This window comes from Neolewinella persica DSM 23188 (assembly GCF_000373105.1).
GTDB lineage: Bacteria > Bacteroidota > Bacteroidia > Chitinophagales > Saprospiraceae > Neolewinella > Neolewinella persica.
This window is the reverse complement of sequence record NZ_KB890452.1, coordinates 1-22666: the sequence shown is the minus strand read 5'-3', so window position 1 is coordinate 22666 and position 22666 is coordinate 1. Positions and strand designations below refer to the sequence as shown.

At 51.4% G+C, this 22666-nt stretch carries 21 protein-coding genes and 1 tRNA gene; 9 read left to right on the top strand and 13 right to left on the bottom strand.

From position 1 onward, the window contains the following. Positions 1-199 precede the first annotated feature (199 nt). Both B036_RS33725 and B036_RS0121040 read left to right on the top strand, forming a co-directional pair. Complete coding sequence (locus B036_RS33725; RefSeq protein WP_157472285.1) at positions 200-436, top strand: hypothetical protein; 237 nt, start codon at positions 200-202, stop codon at positions 434-436. Further along, a complete protein-coding gene (locus B036_RS0121040) occupies positions 433-942 on the top strand; it encodes a hypothetical protein (RefSeq protein WP_020570714.1) in 510 nt (169 codons plus the stop codon). The genes B036_RS33725 and B036_RS0121040 overlap by 4 nt, the downstream gene beginning before the upstream one ends. 410 nt (positions 943-1352) lie before the next feature. On the opposite strand, the gene B036_RS32435 is transcribed toward B036_RS0121040, so the two are convergent. The 6 genes from B036_RS32435 to B036_RS0121010 all read right to left on the bottom strand — a co-directional run bounded on the left by B036_RS32435 (position 1353) and on the right by B036_RS0121010 (position 9871). Next, complete coding sequence (locus B036_RS32435; protein ID WP_020570713.1) at positions 1353-2528, bottom strand: M23 family metallopeptidase; 1176 nt, start codon at positions 2526-2528, stop codon at positions 1353-1355. Positions 2529-2715: 187 nt separating this feature from the next. Then, positions 2716-3537, bottom strand: coding sequence for a prohibitin family protein (locus B036_RS0121030; RefSeq protein ID WP_020570712.1), 822 nt, complete (start codon positions 3535-3537; stop codon positions 2716-2718). A 56-nt stretch (positions 3538-3593) separates the two neighbouring features. Further along, a complete protein-coding gene (locus B036_RS0121025) occupies positions 3594-4433 on the bottom strand; it encodes a tetratricopeptide repeat protein (RefSeq protein WP_026232194.1) in 840 nt (279 codons plus the stop codon). 231 nt (positions 4434-4664) lie between these two features. After that, complete coding sequence (locus B036_RS0121020) at positions 4665-6320, bottom strand: glycoside hydrolase family 32 protein (RefSeq protein ID WP_245557496.1); 1656 nt, start codon at positions 6318-6320, stop codon at positions 4665-4667. A gap of 189 nt (positions 6321-6509) precedes the next feature. After that, entirely contained in the window at positions 6510-7145 is a 636-nt protein-coding gene (locus B036_RS0121015) for an outer membrane beta-barrel protein (RefSeq protein ID WP_020570708.1), read from the bottom strand. Between the two features lie 233 nt (positions 7146-7378). Then, on the bottom strand, positions 7379-9871 hold the full coding sequence (locus B036_RS0121010; protein WP_020570707.1) for an alpha-amylase family glycosyl hydrolase: 2493 nt from the start codon (positions 9869-9871) through the stop codon (positions 7379-7381). Positions 9872-10084: 213 nt separating this feature from the next. On the opposite strand from B036_RS0121010, the gene B036_RS0121005 reads away from it, so the two are divergent. From B036_RS0121005 to B036_RS0120995, 3 genes are all read left to right on the top strand, one after another. Beyond that, positions 10085-11422: a T9SS type A sorting domain-containing protein gene (locus B036_RS0121005; RefSeq protein WP_020570706.1), complete on the top strand. Its 1338-nt coding sequence runs from the start codon at positions 10085-10087 to the stop codon at positions 11420-11422. Positions 11423-11606: 184 nt separating this feature from the next. Continuing rightward, complete coding sequence (locus B036_RS0121000; RefSeq protein ID WP_020570705.1) at positions 11607-12998, top strand: dipeptidase; 1392 nt, start codon at positions 11607-11609, stop codon at positions 12996-12998. A 188-nt stretch (positions 12999-13186) separates the two neighbouring features. Beyond that, positions 13187-13744 (top strand): PepSY-associated TM helix domain-containing protein, encoded by a 558-nt coding sequence (locus tag B036_RS0120995; RefSeq protein WP_026232193.1) that lies wholly within the window; start codon positions 13187-13189, stop codon positions 13742-13744. Here B036_RS0120995 and B036_RS0120990 read toward each other — a convergent pair. The 3 genes from B036_RS0120990 to B036_RS0120980 all read right to left on the bottom strand — a co-directional run bounded on the left by B036_RS0120990 (position 13741) and on the right by B036_RS0120980 (position 14821). Next, on the bottom strand, positions 13741-14238 hold the full coding sequence (locus B036_RS0120990; RefSeq protein ID WP_020570703.1) for an FKBP-type peptidyl-prolyl cis-trans isomerase: 498 nt from the start codon (positions 14236-14238) through the stop codon (positions 13741-13743). The genes B036_RS0120995 and B036_RS0120990 overlap by 4 nt on opposite strands. After that, positions 14238-14462 (bottom strand): hypothetical protein, encoded by a 225-nt coding sequence (locus B036_RS0120985; protein ID WP_020570702.1) that lies wholly within the window; start codon positions 14460-14462, stop codon positions 14238-14240. The genes B036_RS0120990 and B036_RS0120985 overlap by 1 nt, the downstream gene beginning before the upstream one ends. 95 nt (positions 14463-14557) lie before the next feature. Continuing rightward, complete coding sequence (locus B036_RS0120980) at positions 14558-14821, bottom strand: hypothetical protein (RefSeq protein WP_020570701.1); 264 nt, start codon at positions 14819-14821, stop codon at positions 14558-14560. Positions 14822-15045: 224 nt separating this feature from the next. On the opposite strand from B036_RS0120980, the gene B036_RS0120975 reads away from it, so the two are divergent. Next, positions 15046-16131 (top strand): sensor histidine kinase, encoded by a 1086-nt coding sequence (locus B036_RS0120975; RefSeq protein ID WP_020570700.1) that lies wholly within the window; start codon positions 15046-15048, stop codon positions 16129-16131. 157 nt (positions 16132-16288) lie between these two features. Then, a complete protein-coding gene (locus tag B036_RS0120970; RefSeq protein ID WP_020570699.1) occupies positions 16289-17014 on the top strand; it encodes a LytR/AlgR family response regulator transcription factor in 726 nt (241 codons plus the stop codon). Between the two features lie 163 nt (positions 17015-17177). Here B036_RS0120970 and B036_RS0120965 read toward each other — a convergent pair whose 3' ends face one another. Beyond that, positions 17178-17933: a hypothetical protein gene (locus B036_RS0120965; RefSeq protein ID WP_020570698.1), complete on the bottom strand. Its 756-nt coding sequence runs from the start codon at positions 17931-17933 to the stop codon at positions 17178-17180. Positions 17934-18096: 163 nt separating this feature from the next. Between B036_RS0120965 and B036_RS0120960 the strand changes: the two genes are divergently transcribed. Next, positions 18097-19275: a cystathionine gamma-synthase gene (locus B036_RS0120960; RefSeq protein ID WP_020570697.1), complete on the top strand. Its 1179-nt coding sequence runs from the start codon at positions 18097-18099 to the stop codon at positions 19273-19275. Between the two features lie 198 nt (positions 19276-19473). Here the strand turns inward: B036_RS0120960 and B036_RS0120955 are convergent, their stop codons facing one another. The 3 genes from B036_RS0120955 to B036_RS0120945 form a co-directional block, all read right to left on the bottom strand. Beyond that, positions 19474-20367 carry an SdiA-regulated domain-containing protein gene (locus tag B036_RS0120955; protein ID WP_020570696.1) on the bottom strand — a complete coding sequence of 298 codons (894 nt, stop codon included), beginning with the start codon at positions 20365-20367 and terminating at the stop codon, positions 19474-19476. A 215-nt stretch (positions 20368-20582) separates the two neighbouring features. Next, positions 20583-21212 (bottom strand): NAD(P)H-dependent oxidoreductase, encoded by a 630-nt coding sequence (locus B036_RS0120950; RefSeq protein WP_020570695.1) that lies wholly within the window; start codon positions 21210-21212, stop codon positions 20583-20585. Between the two features lie 153 nt (positions 21213-21365). Further along, entirely contained in the window at positions 21366-22085 is a 720-nt protein-coding gene (locus B036_RS0120945; RefSeq protein ID WP_020570694.1) for a pirin family protein, read from the bottom strand. Between the two features lie 208 nt (positions 22086-22293). Here B036_RS0120945 and B036_RS0120940 point away from each other — a divergent pair. Next, positions 22294-22378: transfer RNA gene (locus tag B036_RS0120940), tRNA-Leu, on the top strand. Positions 22379-22666: the final 288 nt, after the last annotated feature.

The following is a 22666-nucleotide window of genomic DNA, read 5'->3' as shown; positions in this document are numbered from 1 at the left end:
GCCGCTGTTGCCACTCATTTCGCTGCGCTCTTTCGCCCTGTAAATGGGTGAATAATGGAATAAGTGAATGATTGAATAGCTGCCGCTGTTACTTGTTACCTCGGTTTGCTACCGTAGTTGCATTGTCTTGGGTTGCATGCTTTGGCGAGAGGGCCAAAATGTGATCTCCTTATTCTACTTTTTTAATATCACGCACATTATGTTCTACTGGGAAAGATGTACTTCATTCCAGACCGAAGTTCGTACTGCGGTGTTTAGCTCTATTGAAAGTCTGCTGGATATTGAGTTTCCTAGCGTGACGAAGAGATTTATGCTCACCTATTTAACGGGGCAATACTTTGAAGGGGGAGCGGCATACATTGATGAATATTTGAGACCAACTCCATGCTATAGTATCGATGTAAGAGGATTAGGCGGTGATTTTTTATCTGGTTGAACAGCCCTGAAGAAATTATTTTTAATCTTCAGGAAGGAGGACAAGCACGGACGGTTTTTAAGGAAAAGGGGTTATTGCAAATTGGAAGCCTGCACGCTGGGATGTTATTTGTTGATCCCAAAACGGACCGAATTTTTTCTGCACGATATGCAGAAGACCTGGTTTTCGAACTAGTAGCGGGTAATATTTATGGATTTGTCTCGCAGTTTAAATTTCAAGCGAAGGACGAATTTAGTAATCTTAAGAAGTATGGGGACTCTAAATATTGGATGAACCTGTCCGTTGAATATCCTTTGAATGACGAGCTGATTTTAGCCGTGGTCTCCTCTCAGGAAGAGAATAAAATTTCGCTGCTTGAGTCTACGTTGGCCTTGATCCTAAGGCTTAATAAGGCGACCTTCTTTACTATTCTCCTACCGTCTTCTGTCATCGATTCTTTACTCGCTACGCTTAATGAGACTCAGACTGGGACAGACTGGGTGAGGAAGTTTCAAGACGAGCAGTAAGACACAGGCTAATGCTCGAAAGGGTTTTCAATAACCTTCTTGAAGATCCGTACCGTTATCCGGAGATAGTGGCTGGCGTACGATCGTCAGTTGAAATTTACTCGACTGAGGTATTTCTTTATTCTGTTTCCGGTACGAAAATTAACGTTTTTGGGTGTGTAAACAGGATGGACTTAATCAGAGTCTGAAGACAGGAAATTTTTTAATTATTCCTCTTGCTTTCGCAGATTATCACGTATCGCACTCTCGTGAAATGTTTGACAACTTGGCAAGCGCAACGCCGCGTTGCCGGAGGCAAACGCTTCCGCTCGGTCGCGGAACGACCTTCGTCCAGGCCAAGGTGAGCAAGCGCAGCGCCGCGAATGGTACCTGCGGTAGCTCATTCTCCCATTCCCCCCTTCTCCCATTCACTAATCGAAATTAGCATACCCAATCTCCCCCCGCTCCGTCTTAACCCGTCGGAATCGCTCCGATACGCCGAGTACGGTGACCAATTCTCCGTTGTCCAGTTGCCGAATGACGGAGCCGTCGCTATCAGGACTCAGGCGGAGATAGTGATTTCCCCTGTCTGGGACATTCATCCGCGCCGCCGGTTCAGCCAGGGGCAGCGGTGATTCCGGGGGGAGTACATCGGCGCTTTGCAGGAAAGGGTAGGGGTCGATCGCACCGTTGTCGTAAATGCCTAGGTGCAGGTGGGGTGGGGTAGTGCGGGCATTACCGGTATTGCCTACGGTACCAACGATGTCTCCGCGCTTTACGCGTTGGCCTTTGCGGACCAGCTGTTCATCGAGGTGGGCGTAATAATACCGGAGGCCGCGCTCCCGATCATATAGCCAGACGGTTTTGCCGCCGAGGCCGGAATCGGTCAACCGGGAGATCTCACCGTCGGTAAGGGCAAGGAGGTTGGTGCCTTTGGGGGCGAAGATGTCGTTGCCTTCATGCTTGCGGTTACCGCCGTCGCGCGGGGCACCCCAGAAACTTTGGATGGCTTTTTCGTCCTTGCCCGCAACGGGGAACAGCAGGGTGGGTTCGGTCGTAATCTGCAACTCGTACCGGGTGAAATTCCAGGGAGCGGTTTGCACCACGAGCAAAAGTTCTTCGCCGTGGATCCAGGATGTTTCGTAGGTGATCTCCCGACCTTCTGCGGTGAACCAGTCGGTTGGTCGCCTGGAGGCAACTCCGCCCTTCAGGCGGAAGAGCTCGCCGAAGAGGTGCTCGCTGTCGTTGAGGGCGCGGATGCGGAGCAGCCGCCCGGGGGGGAGGCGAAACCGCATGGCCTGGGCGGAGAGAATCAACTGATTGTCGAGATGAACCATCTCGCGGTGCGGCAGCTTGACGTTGAGCGGGGTGTTTTTGGCAACGTCGTAGGCACCGTCCCATAGGTCGAGGTCTTGTTCACCCACTACAGCGTCTTTGATGGCCATCTTTCGGAAGGCAGCACGGGGAGTGGCTGGCCCGAAGAGGCGTTGAAAAAAGGACTTGGTGTCTCCCATCAGGTCCCGGCCACCACAACCGGCGTAGGTTGTCAGTAGACCGAGGATGATAAAAACGAAGAGGTAGAAACGGGATTTTGAGGAAAGACGCATTGGGATGGAAAGACAGACGTTTGGCGGAAAGATACGGCCGAGGGTAAGGAACTTTGCTCTTTCAACAATATCTGCACCTGCGGCCGCGCCACTTAACACGAAAAAGCACCACGCCCTACCAGACGTGGTGCAAAAATGAATAAGACTGAATACTAGACACACTCACTTTATCTTGCATCTTGCGATGCTATTTCATCTTGGAATTTCCGGAAATGACCGGAGTTACCTGACCATCGTTCATCATCATTGGCATGTTACTGTCGGTAATAATAACTTTTGCGTTAGAAGATTTAGCCAGTTCTAGGAAGGCTTCAATGGACTTGAATTTGAGTATCTCGGGCGTCAATCCTTCGGCAATGATCAATTGCGCATCACGGGTGCCTTCAGCTTTTATGCGCTGCTGATCGGCCTCTTGCTTAGCCTGCTGGAGGACGAATTCCATTCTTAGCGCCTGCTGCTCTGCTTCGAGTTTCTCTTCAATGGAACGGGCCAGGTTGGTCGGTAACTGGATTGATTTTACCAACACGGTCTCGATGAGGATGCCACGTCCTTCCAGGTTCGTACTCATCTGCTCCTTGATGGCTTGTTCAATTACGGCCCGTTGTCCGGTATGCATATCCTTTGCGTAGTAGCGGGCGGAAACATCAGCGACCGCAGAACGAAAAACCGGTAAGATTACGGACCGCTCATAATTTACCCCGAGCTGGCGCAATACCTCCGCTGCCTGGGTGCCATTCAGGCTATACAGGATGGAGATTTCGGCCCTGATATTGAGCCCTTCTTTTGAAGGCAGGTTGAGCCCGACTTCCAGGTTCTCAGTCTGCGTACTCACCTTTTGAATACTGGTGATAAAGGGGTTGAAGAACGCTACGCCCTTGTCCACGGATTTCTCCTGATACTTTCCTAAGGTGCGTTTTACCCCCACCTCGCCCTCACGGACGATCGTACAACTGGGTAGAATCATGGAAATAGCGACGAGCAAAGCGGAGAAATAAAAGAAGTTTTTCATGGCATTTGGATTAAAAAGGGTGAATTAGTAATGGCGGTGTTTGGGTTGGTCTAATTCTAGAAGTTACAGAGGCTCTGGAACATCAGGACGCCTGGCTTAAAGCCATCTTTTGCGGACTTAGAGAGGTCTTCACATCCGTTCATGTAATTGTTGAGCAGGATGTGGCCAAGACCACGGTTGTAGTAGAGTTCAGGCCAGTTAACGGCGTCCTTCAGGGAAGCGTCCGTGTAAAGGTTGATGGCCTGGGCGTAGTCGTGATTGAGCATCGAAAGGTTGGCCAGCAGCATCTTGCGTACCCCCTGGTTGTAGGTCTTAGGCAGGGCCTCAAGCGTCCGGCGGGAAGCGATCACGTCCTGGTCTACTTTTTGTTGCAGCGCCAGTACGGCCATGGCCGTATCTGGAGCATTGATAATACTCATGTACTGCTTATAGAAGTAGGCGTTTGGAGAGTCCAATTCATTTGCAGTGCTGATGTCATCGGTAAAGCCGTAGTTCGCCTGGTACCAGTCGCGCGGGTAAAGCGCCAGGAAAGGCATCAGGCCGTTTCTTCCTTTCGCGAGGAAGAAGGCCGTAGCCGTCGGGTTTTGTCTGGAGGCCTGCATGCGGTCCTTCTGTGCTTCCAGGCTACGCCCCAAACGGTAGAGTAACTCGGAACGGGCGGCAAGGGCGGGAACCCAATCCGGTTGCCAGGCCAGGGCACTATTGTAGGTCAGTAGCGCTAGCTCGAACTGGCCGGTAAGCTGCTGCCGGTGGGCCCGGTTGAGTTGGGCTACGGGAAGGTTGCCATAACTGGTAATACCAGAAGCTGGCATCATGGGAAGTTCAGTGACCTGACCCGTAAGCAGAAGCGGGAAAAGCAACACTAAAAGCAAAGAGGTTAAGCGTGAGTTCTTCATGATTGTGAATTTGTTAATAGAACTACTATCTAAGATGATAGTTTTACTATCATGAATAAGAAGACTTACTTTTACATTGTCTTGACAATGTTTTCTTAAATTTTTTGAAAAGAGGCAATAATTGCTATGCTACGGGAGGTGTTGGGGGTTTTTAGGGTTGCTTTGAAAGAGGATCGTTGTGCTTTTTATAGCCTTTTCTGTAGAAACCTGGCCTGCCCATTGCAAGGTTTCTTAATCCGCCCGTCTCAATCCCCAAATTTTCCCTTCCACCAGCCCCCATCCGGCCGGCATCCCTTCTCCGGAGGTACCGTTCACCTCAATCGTCAACTTTGTAAACGGCTCTTCGGGAAAGAATATATCCGTCAGCACCGGATCGCCCTGGTCGAAGAATACCTCCGCAGAGGTGCGGTCAAAAATGGCGTGGATGCGGAGATGGTCCTCGTTACTCCAGCGGGGAGCAATGGTCAGTCGGTCAGGCGCAAATTTTGGGTGGACATCCGTATTGCCGGAAGCCCGCCGGTCGGTGAAAAAAGCATTCTCCACCCCCGATTTTCGGGAGTATCCGGTGCGGTAAAAGTGTTCCCCGCTTTCATCACTCAGCGTGAGGTAAAGTTCCTCGGCATCACTGTCCACCAAATCAATCGTAAGGTCCAGTTCAAAGGCACCATCGGGTGCCAGGTCTTTCAGGTCTACCACGGTAACGCCATCGGACAGGCGTTTCATGTCCAGCTTCCGGACCGGTCCCCGAAGCTTTTGCAATTCTTTCACCGGCTGTTGCCACAGCCGGGTGCCGAAGTCGGTTTCGTGCAGGCTAAGGTCGCGCGGAACCGTCATTGCACTGCGCCAGGTTTCGGTAGGTACCTGCCGGGCATAATCCCAGTTGCTCATCCATCCCATAAAGACCCTGCGTCCGTCAGGCAGGTCACTGAAGGTAACCCCGGCGTAATTGTCACGGCCATAATCGACCCAATTAACGGTGTCAGTAGGGGAGAACTGTGCTTCCCGCAAAGGCTGAAAGGTTTTGCCGTCCCAGTTCCCAGGGAAGTAGAAAGTGCCGGAGCCGCCGTTGGCACCGCCTGGGTTGATGCTGACGTTCAGCACCCAGGCTTGCTCTCCCGTTTCCATTACCGTCAGCGGAAACAATTCGGGGCATTCCCATACGCCGGAGTGGTTACGGGCATCCTGACCGAATTCGCTGAGTAGGGTCCAGTTCTCTAGGTTGGGAGAGCCAAAAAACTGTACGCGGTCCTGGGCGGCAAGCACCATCACCCATTGAGCATTGGCTTCATCCCAAATGACCTTCGGGTCCCGAAAATCCCGAACGCCCTGGTTAGGGATTACGGGATTGCCCGCATATTTGGTCCAGGTTCGCCCTTTGTCATTGGAGTAGGCTATTGCCTGGCTTTGGAAGTCATCCCGGCCGGCCTTTTCGCCAGCCATGTCATGGTAGGTGTAAATGGCGACAAGGGGCGGTGCGCCACCTTCGCCGAAGCCACTGGTATTGTTGAAATCTACTACCGCGCTGCCCGAGAAAATGTAACCGAGCTTGTCTGGATAAAGCGCAATCGGGAGGTGCTCCCAACTTACCAGGTCACTGCTGACGGCATGCCCCCAATGCATTGGTCCCCAGACGTTTCCATCGGGATAATACTGGTAGAAAAGGTGGTATTCTCCTTCGTAATATACCATACCGTTGGGGTCGTTCATCCAGCCGAAGGGTGGGGTGAAGTGCAGGGCAGGGCGGAACTTTGCATCAGGCGCGGTCGCAGGTGCAGGGGAAGTTTCCGTGGCAGGCTCCGCGGTGTCTGCGGTAGCCACTTCAGAAGTATCTTCACAGGCTGTTAACAAAAAGGCGGAGCAGAGGAGGAAAAACAAGAAGCGCATCATAAGAAGTTTGGTGTGCTGAAAGTAAAGAATGTTTTGGTCTTCACCCTACGTCTGACGGCTTCTGAGTTAGCATCGAGGTTAAACTTGTACTGCATACGTCCGGTAGCTATTGCAAATAGCCGAAACAAAAAAACGCGGCACCCTGCAAGGGTGCCGCGTTTCATGACTGCGGTGAACAGTTGACGCATATTAGAACCGGTAAGCAATGGAGCCTACCCAACGCTTTGGTGCCTGATCTACCCGGAAGGTTTCTCCGGCTACGGCGAAGTCTTCGCCGTAGCGGCTGAAGTTGCCGTCGTAGCGCACATCTACGGTGATGGGGCCGATGTCTACCGCTCCGCCCAGCGTGTAGCCCAGGTTGAAGGAGTCAAAGGTGCGATCCCGGCCATCGACATCCATCAGGTCGCTGGTGCTGGATACGAATAAGTGACCCACCGGACCGGCGTTCAAGCGGAGGAAGGCAAGCTTCCAGCTTGCGAGTATGGGAATGTTGACGTCGTTGTAGCGTTCCCGGAAAACCTGAGAGTTTTGCGACTCGGGATCGTCGAAACGGAATTCAGCAGAGGTACTGTTCAGGGTCAATTCCGTTTGAATGTCGAAACGATCAGAGAGCGGGATGCGTAAGAGGGCACCGAACTGGAAACCGTAGTTGCCTTCCGAAAGTGCCAGGCTCAGGCTTTCTCGGCCGGATTCGGTGAAATCAAATCGTTCGCCCTGAAGTGATTCGGTGGCCAGGCCAGCTTTAAGTCCGAACTCCACCTGAGCGGTGGCGGTGGTGGAAACGAAAAGAAGACCGAGCAGGAGGAAAAAGAAATTACGTGTCATGTCTGAAAGGGATATGGGGTAAGTCTAGGATAAGTAGCGACAAAGATCAGGGCCGAATTGCCCGTGACCCGTTAAAACCCGTTAAGGCCGGTGTTATCGTAAACTTAATGTTCTCACACGTAAGGTTGTTACGCGGATAGATTCCTCACCGATAAAGAGTTTTACCTCTTTGCTCCTTTACTTTTTGTTGCACCTGCGGCCGCGCCTGATCAGTCAAAGAGTCAAGTAGGATGCTACCGAACGATCACTTTTACTACCTCACCTCCTGACCGGAATAAGTACAGGCCAGGCGAAACATGACGCAGGTCAAGGGTGAACCCCCTGGCCGTTTCCCGCCCGGTTACGGCTACCTGCCGGCCATTGGCCGCCAATAAAGCCCAGCTTTGCCCGGAACTTATTCCACTGATGATTACCTCATCTTCTGCCGGATTCGGACTGGCGGTCAGCGTTTGTCCTGGGGCGTACTTTATCCGTCGAACCACGCTGCGTTGTACGGTGCCATCCAATGAAAGTGTCTTCAGTCGGTAATAGCGTAAGTTACCCATCCATGGCCGATCATCCACCGCTTGGTACAAGGAAGCAGCCTGTTCAGGTGCTACGCGCGCTACTTCCGAAAAACCGACCCCGTTGTCACTTGCTTCCACCACAAAGAGGTCAAGTGCTTCTTCGGTAACCGTTTCCCATTTCAGGTTTACCCGTCCCTTTTCGTCCAGGCTGGCCCTAAAGTCAGCCAATTCCACCGGCAGCAAGGCGGTAGCCACGTAAACGGCGTATGATTTTGCCGGCACGTCGATCAAAATCCGGTTACTACCGTCGGTAGACGTAGTAGTATTGAAGGCATTGCCGGTCAACTCCGTAAAAGACAAACCATTAGCACTGCTTGCGACTGGTACGGCGATCTCCTGATCGACCTTCAGCGTCCCGTCTCCGAAGTTGATGGCCACGATTACTTCACCGAGGCCGGGGCCACCGCTGATCTGATATATCAGCGCTTCGCTGGCGTTACTCTGCTGGTAATTCGCCGCACGCGGTGTGCCAAATCTATTGAGATACTCCACGGTTCCAGCTCCAAAGATGTGGTCCTTGTGTATTTGGATCAGTTCGGCGATTTCTGTTGAGAGATCGAAGGTTGGGGCATTGGGGATGGTTACTCCAGCAAATTCAGGGTAAAACACGGTGGGCACGCCCAACTGGTTATTGGTCAGGAGGTAGGCGTACCCCAAAATAGGGTTGTTTTGAATGGGTTCACCGGGGCCACGGAAATCGTGGTTGTTCAAAAAAGTAACGACGTTGAAGCCCGAAAGCCCATTGTCGTAGAGTGAGCTGTTGTATACTTCCCTCAGGTCGTAGAAGCCATTGTCGCAGGCTTCCTTGAGGGCATTGCGGAGGGAGAAGTCGAAAATTCGTACCAGGCTGGTGCTGGCAGTTATGTCGGCGTTTACGGCATCCACCCAATCTTTGAGCAGGGTGGGGTTGCTGTCAAAGAACTCGCCGACCACCATCCCGGGATTATGGCCACGTTCCGCCAGATCATCCAGTAACTGAGCAACAAAACCTGGAGGGAAATGCTTGATGGCATCCATGCGCAGGCCGCCGAATCCAACGTCGTTGAGCAACCAGTGGGTCCAGTCATTATAGACCGTTGCGGTGCTGGTTTCGGCCTGGACGACGTCGTAAAAGAAAAGCGGGCTGTCGAAATCACCGGCCATAAAGGTGGTACTGGTATTGGTGGAATTTGGCCGGAAGTTTTCGAAGTTCATGCCGCCCTGCCCGCTGGGCAGGGTGGTGAAATCGGTAAAGGTCTGGTAACGGAGATCGGCCAGCGGAATATTGAAGCCCGGAGCCCCGTCCTCCGGTGCATAGTAGATGTCGTAGATCCGGTGATCGGAGTAGCCGCCGCTGACGTTGACCATGGTAATGATCAGGTCATCTCCGGCGGGATCAAAATCTGCTGCTGAAATGGTCAGCCTGAACTCATCGGTGTAGCAGCCACTGAAGTCGAACAGCGTCCCAACCATATCCTGGTCGAGTAAGACGGTATTGAAAGGCTGCCCACAATCTCCGCCTCCGTTGGGCTCGCTTTCATTGACCGCACCTGCAAAGGGCTTATCCATGCTGGCTACCGTAGCGTAAAATTTGTATTGGTTGGCCCCGAAGCTTTGGGTTTTAGAGCTGAGTTTAATGAAGTAATCTCCGGCGCCGTAGGTGCCGCCGAGGGGGAGGCGGTTGCGGTACCGATCTGAGGGAAAAGGTTGTTTACCATTGCCATTGAAGTGGGTTTCTACGTAAGCCTTTACGGCTGGATTGTCTTCGGCTGCGCCGCCATCCCGGTGGTTGTAGACAACGTCGGCGACCGGAGCTATGCCGTTTGCGGTCAGGTTGGCGATCAGTACATCTACTTCAGCGCGGGTGCCGAAGCCGGTCCGTTCCTGTCCGGCTTCGGTCGGGTCGATGTCATCCCCCAGGTCATAAAGGTCCTGAGGATCGTAGCCGTTGGAGCACTTGCCGAAGCTGGCCCGGCTGGCGGGCGGCAGCCAGGCGAAGGTGAAGCCAGCGTTGGCCAGGGTCGTTACGTCTGCGTTAAGTCGGGTTGCCCAGTTTTGACCGGCGTAGCCGTTGCAGCCATCTTTGTCATAGTCCCAGTACCAGCCCTGCAGCATGAAATCCTGGGCGGACAGGGTAAGGCCGCTGATCAGCAGCAAGAGGGCGAAAATTGTTTTTTGCATGTTACTTTTCGAGTAGGTAAATAAAGGGCTTAAGATACGGCGCGGACGCGGGTGCGGGGGGAAGGTTGGGACGAGCAAGCATAGGGCCTTATATCATAATACCTCAGGCCCTGACTCATTGCTCTTCCTTCTTATTTTGCACCTGCGTTCGCGCCTGAACTGCCGCATCTTAGTATCTTACCATCGTTTAACCTACTTAACTCGAAAAGTAACATGCAAAAAATTTACCTCCTGGTACTGCTCCTGATGGGGCTTACCCTTCCTGCTTTTGCCCAGAACGGCATCATTGGTCAAGGCTTCGCAAACGGGTTTTCTAATCCTGCCGATATAGGTTTTTTCGACGATTCTTTCGGCGGCAGCCGTATCCTGATCACCCAAAGTACTGGGACCGGCGATCAGTACTTTCGCATGGTCCGGGCCTGGAGTGGCGACAATTCCGAATTTGCCCCGCAAGCGTCCTGCCCGGCCAACGATCAGGACGTCACCGCGTTATCTGGCGACGTGCACAACGGTGTCGTCAGCTTTGGCAATTGTGACAAAGCCTTCTTCATTAACGTGCCGAATACGACCGATAACTACGTGTTCAAAACGCCCTCCCCAACGGGAACTATGGAATTTATCTATTTCCGTATTGAAGGGGCGATAGCCTCCATCATCCTGACCCAACAAATGCCCTCCGTCAATGGTACGGGAGAAGTTCCCGCAGATATGGACATTGAGGTTGCTTCTCTGGCCGATATCAATGTGCCAACGGGGCAAGGGGTTTACCTTCGGTACACCACCAATGGTTTTGCTACGTCCACGGTAATTCCAATGACTGTCCTATGTGTGGGAGGTAATTGTACGCCATTCGCGACCATCCCCGGGCAACCCGATGGTACGACTGTAACGTACTACGTCTTTACTTCCGGCGATGCTGTAGCACCTGCCACTGATGGCTCCGATGCTGACTACCGTACCATCAACGCCGATACCAATGGCGGTGCCAACTTCAGCTATACCACCAGCTCCGTGTTGCCGGTCACTTACACCTCCTTTACGGGCCAGCGGCAAAAAGCCGACGTTGTCGATCTCACCTGGTCAACGGCTACCGAAGACCAGGCTGGCTTCTTTACCGTAGAATGCAGTGTTGACCAGGGCCGTACCTGGATGGACCGGGCAACGGTCTCCGCGCAGAACCGCCCCGACGGAGCTATTTACACCTTTACCGACCTCGATGCGCCCGTGGTTGACCTGAGCTACCGCCTCCGGCAAACGGATGCCGACGCCAGCTACCAATATTCCAACATCATTCCGGTGCCGGCCCTACAGGCGTCCGTCCGCATTTGGCCCCAGCCCGTTGCCGGTGACCGGGTTAACCTTTCCGTTCCGGGTCAATACCAGGGGGGGGAGGCTACCCTGATCAATACGGTGGGTCGGAAAATCTCCACTTTTGTCCTTAACGCTGGCCGTCAGGACTTCAATATTGCCGGCCTTCCGGCGGGGATGTATTTGCTGCAGTTGTCTGCCCCGGGCGGAGAACAGACAGTACGGCGTGTGCTGGTTCGGTAAAGACAGGATATCGGGTTGTCGGGTTATCAAGGGGCTCAAATTTTCGCGGGGGGACTTGTCGACACCCTGAAAACCCTGATAACCCGACAACGTGATTTGACAACTTGACATTCCGATAACCCGGACAACTTGATAACCCGACAACTCGCGCTTATCTTCGCCATCCAAATAAAGCCAGACCAAAATGACCACTCAGAACTACATCGACGCCAACCGGGAACGATACCTTGAAGAACTCTTCCGGATGCTGCGCATCCCCAGCGTAAGTACAGATAAAAAGCACGACGATGATACGCACGCCTGTGCCGTACTACTGCAGACCTATATGGCGAAAGCCGGACTGGAGAACGTCAGCCTTTACCCTACGGACGGGCACCCGATTGTGTATGCCGACAAAATGATCGACCCGGCCCTGCCGACGATATTGGTGTATGGTCATTACGATGTGCAGCCAGCCGCTCCGCTCAATGAGTGGAAAAGTGGCCCCTTTGAGCCCGAGATCCGGAAAACGGATCGTCATCCGGACGGCGCCATTTTTGCCAGAGGGGCTACGGACGATAAAGGTCAGATGTTCATCCACGTCAAAGCCGTGGAAGCCATGATCCAAACGAACACGTTGCCCTGTAACGTCAAATTCATGATTGAGGGCGAAGAGGAAGTCGGCAGCCCCAACCTTGATCCGTTTATCCGTAAGTATAAGGACATGCTTGCGGCTGATGTGATTCTGGTGTCCGATACCAGCCTGATTGGTAAGAAAGTACCTAGTATCACGGTGGGCTTACGAGGTCTTACTTACCTCGACGTTAAGGTGACCAGCGCCAGGGCAGACATGCACTCCGGCCTTTTCGGCGGTGCCGTAGCCAACCCAATCAATACGCTCTGTGAGATGATCGCTTCCCTGAAGGACGAGAAGAAGCACATTACCATTCCCGGATTTTACGACGACGTACACTTCCCCTCCGAGGAAGAACGCGATATGATGCGCAATGCACCGTTTGATGCGGAAGAATACATGGACAGCCCCGGCGTATTCGGTCTGGAAGGCGAAGAAGGTTTCCATACCTACGAGCGGACGGGTATCCTGCCTACCCTCGACTGCAACGGTATATGGGGTGGATTTATGGAGGAAGGTTCTAAGACGATCATTCCGGCCGTAGCCAACGCCAAGATCAGCATGCGGCTGGTCAGTAAGCAGAACTACCACAAGATCACGGACCTGTTCACGGCGCACTTCAAGTCCATCGCACCCGATAGCGTGAAGGTGGAAGTACATCCCCATCACGGCGGTAACCCCTACGTGACCCCAACCGATACGCCGGAGTACAAGGCTGCATCGGCGGCAATGGAAGAGGCTTTCGGCAAGGTGCCAGTGCCAATGTACGAAGGTGGTTCTATTCCGATCATTGCCAATTTTAAGGAGGTGCTGGGCATTGAATCTATCCTGATGGGCTTCGGTTTTGATACCGACGGACTGCACAGCCCGAACGAGCACTTCGGTGTGTGGAACTTCAACAAGGGAATTGACACCGTTCCCCGTTTCTTTGCTAAGTACGCGGAAATGAAAATCCAGGCTTAGTACCACGTAATTTAAGTTTCGTCACCAAAAATACAGCACGCTTTTTCGTTCAGATCGAGTGGGCTATGCCACTAGATTTATCGGGGCATAGCCCCCTCGACCTAAGGGGTGGACCATCATTAAATACTGATAGCCACCATCATTCTGACGGCGACTTAGCCATCAGAGAATTCTAAAATGGACCACTAGTGCCAACTCGCCGCCAGCAACAAGCCAAAGTTTTACGTGTAACCCGCAAGCTTCACCGCCTGTCCGGGATCAGTCTCTTTGTGTTCTTTTTTATTATGGCGGTAACGGGTATCCTGCTGGGCTGGAAGAAGCACAGTGGAGAGGTGATTATGCCCGATACTTACCGGGGAACCAGTACCGAAATGGCCCATTGGTTACCGTTGGATCGGCTGAGTGCATTGGCTTCTTCTGCTTTGGAAGAACGCACGGGGGAGGTGTCAGCGCTTGATCGAATTGACGCCCGGCCGGAGAAAGGTAGCCTTAAATTCCTATTCAAGAATCGGCAACTGGAAGTTCAGCTCGACGGTGCAACCGGGGAGGTACTATCCGTCGGCCGCAGACACAGCGACTGGATTGAGCAGGTCCACGACGGCTCCATTATTGATGACTGGCTCGGGGTCCCAAATGGCCTTTTCAAGGTTTTCTATAACTCGCTAATGGGCTTGGCGCTGATTATTTTCACGGTGACCGGGTTTTGGTTGTGGTATGGACCTCGGCGGATGCGTTCCAGCTCCTAACTGTTGTTCAGCACACTTTTCTGGATCAACTCATCCACCGAAGCTTGTCGTACCTCCAGTACCGCGCCGGAAAAGAAAAGTGTCTTCCCAGCTAAGGCATGGTTGGCATCGAGAGTGACTTCTTTATCGTCCCATTTCAGGACCTTGGCATGGACGGCTTTACCGTCGGCACCGGTAAGGGTAACAAATTGGCCTTCTACCAGGAGGTCTGGCTCAATCTGTTCCCGCTCGTTGTAGAAGAGGTGGAGAGGCATTTTCAGGATGTGCTCTTTGCCGGGTACACCGTAAGCATCTTCGGGACTGAGCTTGAAGGCGAAGCCGGTACCTGGCTTCAGGCCGAAGAGGCGTCGCTCCCAGGCGGGCAGCATTTTGCCTACGCCGAACATGAATTTGAAGGGGTAATTAACGTCCATCCGCTCCAGTAGCGGCCCGTCAGGGGCGCCGTCGCGGACTTCGTAGGTGAGGGTAACAATGGCGTGGTCGTCAATGGTCATTAAGTGCTTACTTTATTTTCGTTTGCCTGCCTGGCTTGGTACATTATCCATAGCATATATATGTTGCAGATAAACAGTCCTAAATACCCCATGGGGGTAAATTTTTCGAAAACTTCCGGAAGGAAATCAAAGACCGTATCTAGGATCAGTGTGGTGCTGACTAAGCTAAGAATGATCAGGGGTATACGGATATACAGCGGTTTGGCGGCGATTGGATTTTGCATAAGGTGTTAATTTAGGGGAGTACTTAAGGTGCATTTCAGGGCGGGGTCGCAGGTGCAGCGAAGGTTAAAGGAGCAATATTAGAATAACGTCATTGTTAGTACCGCCGTTCAATCATTGGCGCGTCAGCGCCGGGGCCAGCGCTTTCATCGCGAATCACATCGAGGCGATCGCGGCAGCTATTACAACTGCCAAGATGTTCACTGAAGCGATGGTAGGCCTTTGGGTCTTCTTTTTTGGTTCTGCCTGCCCAGAAGTCCTGCAATTCCTCATCGGAGAGGTGGCGGAAGGCACCGAAAACTTCCTTACCAATATAGTAAATGATGGCTAGCGCGACGACGAGAACGATAATTTTACCCATGGTGCGAAGATAAGGATCACCGGTGGGCGCGGCAAGAGCGATGAGTGATGTTTGCACTTCAATAATCCCTTGCACCTGCGGCCTCGCCTTATTCTTGAATGGTGCCCGATCTAAAAGTACACTTATCGAATTTCAATGTTACCCCGGTCACCGGTTATCCGAATTCTTCTCCCTTTCGTCGAAACTGCATTACGCTATTTCCCGTGGTCAACGTACATTGCAACATGTCCACAATCAGCAGCGACAGTTTCAACAAGGATTCCGGGCAATTTCTGGAACGTCTTGGTAAAACCCTGACCCAACGCCCCTTCTACCATGCCGGTGGTTGGCTGGCCTTTCTGTTGTTTCTCATTACATTAGACATGCGCCTGGGGGAATACCCCTTCGGTATCTCCCTGTTGAGCCAAATCATCAATATTGTCTTTTTTGCTATTGTTGTTTACCTCAACCTGCTGTACCTGTTTCCCAAGTACCTGAAAAACGGCCAGTACTGGACGTATCTTTTACTGCTTTTTGGTACTGCACTGCTTTTCACCCCCCTCAAGCTGGTACTGAAATACGGACTGTTCAACAAGACAAGCGGCATCCGGCAAGACATTCTCGATAACCTTTCTGCCTATTTCATGAGTATGTTCCTGGTAGCGGGACTCAGCACGGTGGGCAAAATTATGGTCGATTGGATTGTGACGAACCGTAAAAAGGAGAAGGTCGAAAACGAAAGTATGCAGTCTGAACTTCGGTTTTTGAAGAGTCAGATAAATCCGCATTTTCTTTTCAATACCTTGAATAGTCTGTACGCGCTTACGCTGAAAAAAGACGATAAAGCGCCCGACATTGTGATCAAACTCTCGGAAATGATGCGCTACATGCTCTATGAGTGTAATGAGCCCCGGGTGCCGCTGCGCAAAGAAATCAACTATTTACAGAACTACCTCGACCTGGAGCGCCTGCGTCAGCGTAAGGGCATCAGTATAAAGTTGAAGGTAAACGGCAATGTGGCCGATCAAATGATTGCCCCTTTGATGCTGATCCCGTTCCTGGAAAATAGCTTTAAGCACGGGGTCAATGCGAATATCAAGGATGGTTTCGTGATTGCAACCCTCAACGTCGAGCCCCGAAGCATTCACTTTATCCTTGAAAACAGCAAAGGCTCCGTAATGCCTACGCAAGTTCACGGTAACCGCCCAAGTGGCGGTATCGGCCTCGTGAACGTTCGCCGCCGGTTAGACTTATTATACAAAGGAAAGTACGAACTTAACATTAGGGAATCTCCCGGTACATATGCCGTACACTTAGACCTGAACCTGTAAATAGCGCAGGGTCGCTTCCTTCACAGTTTGGTGAAATGAAGGCAACGGGCCAAATTTAACACTGTTATAACGTTTGTATTCACTGCTTTGCCGAACTTCCGTCCACCTTCGTCGATCAAATGCCTCACCTTTTTACCCCACTCAATACATTAGCAGCATGATAAACGCAATAATCGTAGATGACGAGCCATTGGCTCAGGACATCCTTGAGACTTACCTGAAGAAGATTCCTCAAATTGAACTCATCGCTAAGTGTGATAACGCTTTTGAGGCGAACGACATCCTGAAGGATCACGACGTAGACCTGATGTTTCTGGACATCAACATGCCGCAACTGACGGGCACCGACTTTTTGAAAGGCCTCACGGATCCACCAGTAACCATTTTTACTACTGCCTATCCCAACTATGCTCTTGAAGGCTTTGAGCTTAACGCCCTCGACTACCTGGTCAAACCAATTAGTACCGAGCGTTTCCTGACGGCCTGTAACCGGGCCATCGAGCAGGCTGAATTGGAGCAAAAAGCTAAGGCCGGCAAGGTCGAGGACGGAGGTCCGGACTTTTTCTTCGTTAAGGCGGATAAAAAACTGGTGCGGGTTAACCTATCAGACATCGTCTACATCGAAGGACTTAAAGACTACGTTATCATCCGTATGCCGAACGACCGGGTAATTACCCTTCAGACAATGAAGTCGTTGGACGAACGGCTGCCGAGCGCTAATTTTCAGCGTATCCACCGGAGCTATATCGTCAATCTGGACCGGATCGAAGCACTTCATGGCAATATGGTCGAAGTGAAGGAGAAAGGTAAAACGACCTCTCTGCCCGTCGGTAAAAGCTATCGGGAAGTGTTGGCATCGCGGATCGAAGGCTACAAGCTCTAGTACGCTGTCAGGTAAATCGTTTTATACTATCTGCGGCGTCTTTTACCCGCTGGCTGCGTCGCTTGAATCTTCTACTTAGCAACGGCTAAGCTCCGGTTCAAGCGCCTTGCCAGTGGGCAAAAACCACCATCGCTTAAGTAGACAGAATCAACCTGAGCGTGTACTAGCACCCTCCTGAAGAGTGAATAATTAACATGCTACCGATTATCTGAATAACTGTTTCCGACATATCTCCGGTAAACCGCAGTGTACCATCATCTTGTACTTTCAGTAACTCGGGCAACAAATCAGGACCTTCGTCAAATTCCTTCTTCCTGTCGACCGCCTCGGTCACTCCGAAAAACCGGGCAGCGATCAGATAGCCGTCATTTATGGAGCCGGAGGGAAATACCAAGGTCATACTCCCACCACCTTCGTACTCGGAATTTGTGACCATTACTCCAGTAGGGTAGTGGGACACTCGTTGGCGACCTTCATGTTGCCACGGTAGTTTTTTGCCGCTAGTATTTGCCGGTTCCCCGAACTGTGTCGTCATCCAGGCGATATAATCAGTCGGGGAGCCGGCTTCTACAGTTGGAGAATATTCGGAGAGGTAGCCATTGTATAGGTAGCCCGTTTTATCCTGATAAGTAACTTCCAGGTAAGATTCTTGCATCAAATAGGCATCGGAATTAAGTGATTGTCCCTCCTGCCGATAGCTTACGGCAGGAAGCGCGGTCACGTTTGCCTGCTGGCCAACCTTACCGGTTGGCGAAACCTTAGCGCCGAAGGGAACGACCATAATTTTCTCCCCTCCGGTGTTGCCCGTATTGCGCATTGTCAGGCCGGATTTTGCCCAAACATACCTGTCGGGATACTCCTTTCCGGTTTGAGCCGTGAGAAAGCAAGGGAGCAGGAGAAATAGGAGTAGTAAGCGCATGATTTGTTTTTTGCTTGACCCAAAGTTGGGGTGATTTTTACGGAAGCATCATAAATGCTAGTATTTGCGAAGGTAGGGGTAGCAAACGTGGACAACTATCGTTTATGTGCTGCTGCCAACCTCCCCACACCTCATATGTTTATTTGTTAAACCCAAGCAAGCCATGTCCGCCAAAAAAGACGCTAATTTCGCCACGCAATGTATCCACGGAGGCCAGCATCCCGATCCTCTTACTGGTGCCGTGATGACTCCGATCTACCAGACCTCGACCTACGCCCAGGAAGAACCCGGTAAGAACAAAGGCTACGAATACGCCCGAACCCGAAACCCTACCCGCGATGCGCTACAGGCTAACCTGGCTGCTATTGAAAAGGGAGATTTTGGCGTCTGCTTCAGTTCTGGTCTGGCGGCTATGGACAACGTTCTGAAGTTGCTGCAACCAGGAGACGAAGTCCTGGCCTCCGATGACCTCTACGGCGGGAGCTACCGCCTCCTTACGGCAGTCTTTGGTCCCTTTGGTATCAAGAGCCGCTTCATCGATATGCGGGACCCCGCTAACGTGGAAAAGGAAATCTCGGCTGAAACTAAAATGCTCTGGATCGAAACGCCGACCAATCCGATGTTGAACATCGTGGACATCGAAGCGCTGACGGCCATCGCCACCAGCAAAGGAATTATGTCAGTGGTAGATAACACTTTTGCCAGCCCCTACCTCCAGCAGCCGCTAACCTTGGGTGCTGATCTGGTGCTGCATTCCGCGACTAAATACCTTGGTGGTCACTCCGACGTAGTGATGGGAGCCGTAATAACCCGTAGTGCAGACCTCGCCAAGCGGCTCTACTATCTGCAAAATGCTGCCGGGGCTGTGCCTGGACCACAGGATTGTTTCCTGGTTCTTCGAGGCATTAAAACACTGCACCTGCGCGTACAACGTGCTTGCGAAAACGCACGCGAAATCGTGAAGGTGCTCCAGAACAATAATCTAGTGGCCAACATCTACTATCCCGGGCTGCAAGACCACCCGCGACACGACGTTGCTAAAAAGCAGATGCGTGATTTTGGCGCTATGATCTCTTTTGACCTTAAGGAGGACACCCTGGAAGCCGCTACCCAGGTGATGAAAAATACGCACTATTTTACCCTCGCCGAATCTCTCGGTGGCGTTGAATCCCTCATCGGCCACCCCGCTAGTATGACCCACGCCAGCGTGCCGCGAGAGCAGCGATTGAGCGTTGGCCTTACCGATAGCCTGATTCGCCTCAGCGTAGGGGTTGAAGATGTAGAAGATCTGGTGAAAGATCTTGAAATGGCGTTGGCTGCTGCGGTTGGCGCTAAGGCTTAGGGGCGAGACCACTAAGGCATAAAGACGCTAAAGGAATGCCACTAAATGCATAAGCAAATAACCAGTAATGGCTATTTGCTTACACGAATAGGTGGCGAACCTTAGATTCTTGCTGAAGTTTACGTCGAAGGGGCCGGGGAGAGGTGCACGAGCAGCGCACAAGACGTTTTGCCCGCCAGGCGAATATACCTTTGTCGCTTAAGCCGGCCGGTAAGCTAACCGGTAGACCCTGGCACTTTCTGACTTTTTCTTCTCGGTGCTGATGTATAAGGTGCCGTCACTGTCGAAGGCCAGGCCTTCGGGTTGGGCGTAGAACTTCTTATCCAGCCGTTGTAAGTGGTCGATCCGGCCGTCAGGGTTAAGTACCATCAGCACTTTGCCGACAGAGGAGGTGATGAACAACTGTCCGGTAATGGGGTGAATAGCAATGGCCGAAGGGGCCAGGTCGTATTCATCCTTGGTGAGGAAAAAATCGCATAGCTGTTCGTGGCCCGTGGTTTTTTCACAAACATTCAGGTAGTTTTTTACGGCCTCCAGCTCTATTGCGAAGACTGGGTCTTTGCTGAGTGTCTTGGTGGCCAGGTCAAAGGCGTAGATGTAGCGTCCGTCTTTGTCGTTACCGTCATCCTTGGCGTCCTTTTTACAGGCCAGCAGGAGCCGGTTTTTTTTGGCGTCGTAAGCCAGACCTTCCACGTCGTTGTCTCCGGTGAGGGAGGTATTGAATTTTTCTACTTGTTGGTCCAACTTTCCAACATTGGAAACCTGGTATAACGTACCGGTATTTTTTACTACCCATACGTCGGAGCCAACGGCCTCGATGGCTTCGTAATCGCCATCCTTCCAGAAGGTGACGGCAAAGAGTAGAGCACCGGTTTTTGCGTTGATGCGAAAGATCTTTCCTTCCTCATCCTGAACGGCCAATAACTCGTTTCGGTGGTAAGGAGACATAGAAAGGCCGGAAATTTCATCTAATTCCGGCGGCAAGTTGCCGATTAATTCGGGCGCGTCGTAGTCGTAGTCTTTGGCAGCAGATTGAGGGAAAAGGTTGAACGTGAAAAGGCTGAAAAGCAGCAGGCAAATTGGTTTGATCATACAGTATTTTTACAACAACATTCAAACGGTGGCTGATTCGCTTCACCGTTACGTATGATAAAACGTCTAAACTGTCTGTTTATTTGGTCCCGGCCACTTTTGCCGGCAGAGTGAGTTATTAGGTGCTCGTTAATTAATCTGCCCGTACGACGGAGACTTTCCCGTTTGCGGTGAAGGCGTGAAGGCGGGAAAGTTCGTCGTAAGGGGCTTAAAACCTAAAGGAACAATTCCTCCAACGGTAACCGAACCTTCGCAGCGTGCTGAGTTTTGTCTTCTTCTGAGCGATAACCTACGGTTGCAATCACACAGGCGTTGAGTCCTTGCTCCGGAAGACCGAGGATATTATTGACCTGTTCAGCATCAAATCCTTCCATCGGGCAGGTGTCGATCTTCAACTCCCCAGCGGTGGCCAATAGGGTCCCGAGGGCAATGTAGGCCTGCCGACGAGTCCAGTCTTGAATAAAAGCTGGTTCCTTACCCTTTAAGCTGCCTTTGATGTAATCGGCATAGCCCTGGACGGCGTCAACGGGAATACCACGGGTTTCGGCCAAAAGCCTGATAAAGCCATCAACGTATTCGTCGGAGACGTCCAGCATGTTGGCAAAGACAAAAACGTGACTGCTTTCCGTCAGCTGTGGCTGGTTATAACTTGCCACCTGTAACTGTTCTTTTACGTTGGGATCGCTGATTAGTGCAACCCGAAAGGTTTGAAGGCCGTAAGATGTTGCCGTAAGGTTCACGGCTTGCTGTAGCGTTTGAAGGTCAGCATCGCTGACTTTTTTAGCAGCATCGAAGCGTTTGGTGGCGTAGCGCCATTTAAGGCCGTCGATGATTGGGGTAGACATATTGAAAAATATTTATTTGTTTGGATTAATACAGTTTTGGGCGCGGCCGCAGGTGCAATCAATGGATTGAAGAGTAAGGACAAAGCCATTGTCCTGTCCGAAATCATTAGCATAATGCTAAAAAAATCGGATGGGCTGCATTCACTATCAGCGCTAGGCAGGCAACTGCATCGGAACCTCCATCAGTAAGATCTTGGTGTCAGTATCGGCATTGAAGGAGAGCTGGGTGGTTTCCCAAACTCCAAAACCATCCCGCTTGTTCAACGGCTGCCCGGAAACGGTTACCTCTCCGTCAAGCACAAAGACGTAAACCCCGTTACCACTTTTTTTGAAGTCGTAATTTATGTTTGTTCCGGCCGACAGATTACCAAGGTGAAACCAGGCATCCTGGTTAACGGAGACGCCCCGATCTTCAGGATTCGGAGATAAAACCTGGTCGAGTTTGTTGTCCAATGCATGTGGATCTAAAGTGATCTGGCTGTAATTTGGCGCAATGTCCCTGGTTTTGGGCAAAATCCAAATTTGTAGAAATTCTACAGCTTGGTCCGTGTTCGCATTCATCTCACTATGGGCTATTCCCGTGCCCGCACTCATGGCCTGTACGTCTCCCTCCCGGATCACGGTAGTGTTTCCCATCGAGTCTTTGTGCTGTAAATCACCCGAAAGCGGAATGGAGATGATCTCCATATTATCATGCGGATGTTTACCGAATCCTCGCCCCGGAGCAACGAAGTCATCATTCAAAACACGCAAAGCACCAAAATGCATGCGCTCAGGATTGTAGTAACTGGCAAAGCTGAAACTATGGTTGGATCGCAACCAACCATGATCTGCAAGTCCCCGACTGTCGGATTTATGAAGAATCGTTTTCATGTGAAGTATTTAAATGATGTAGGTACATTAAATGCTTTCGGATGTTATTTAGTTTAGGCTCGTATTTAAAAAAATGAAACTATTTTTCGGGCAAAGCTTGTTCACGTCTAGCTGGCACATTACTTTTGCGCTCGCTACGGAGGAATGCTACTGGTTAGTTACAATTGATACAGTTGATTTGTAACAACTATTGGGATCCTTCTTCACTGCCCAGATGGTGGAATTGGTAGACACGCCAGCTTGAGGGGCTGGTGTCCATTACGGACGTGCAGGTTCGACTCCTGTTCTGGGCACATTTAACATGAGTCATCCCGAATTTTGAGCCCACATTAAAGTGAGGCAAATCGAGATGGCCATTCTAAGTCTGTAGAGCGGTATCGAGGCATCTCGGTACCGCTTTCCAGTTCTATGACAGTAATTTCTTAAAAAAAGAGGAACCCAGCCTTTCCAGTTGCGCAATATCTGGAGCATGAAGTCATAGACCAAGGTGACGATACTCATCAGCTTCATGCGGTTGTCCCAAAACCATAGCCTTGGCGACTCCAAACCCAGCTCTGACTTGAGAAAACGAAACCCCTGTT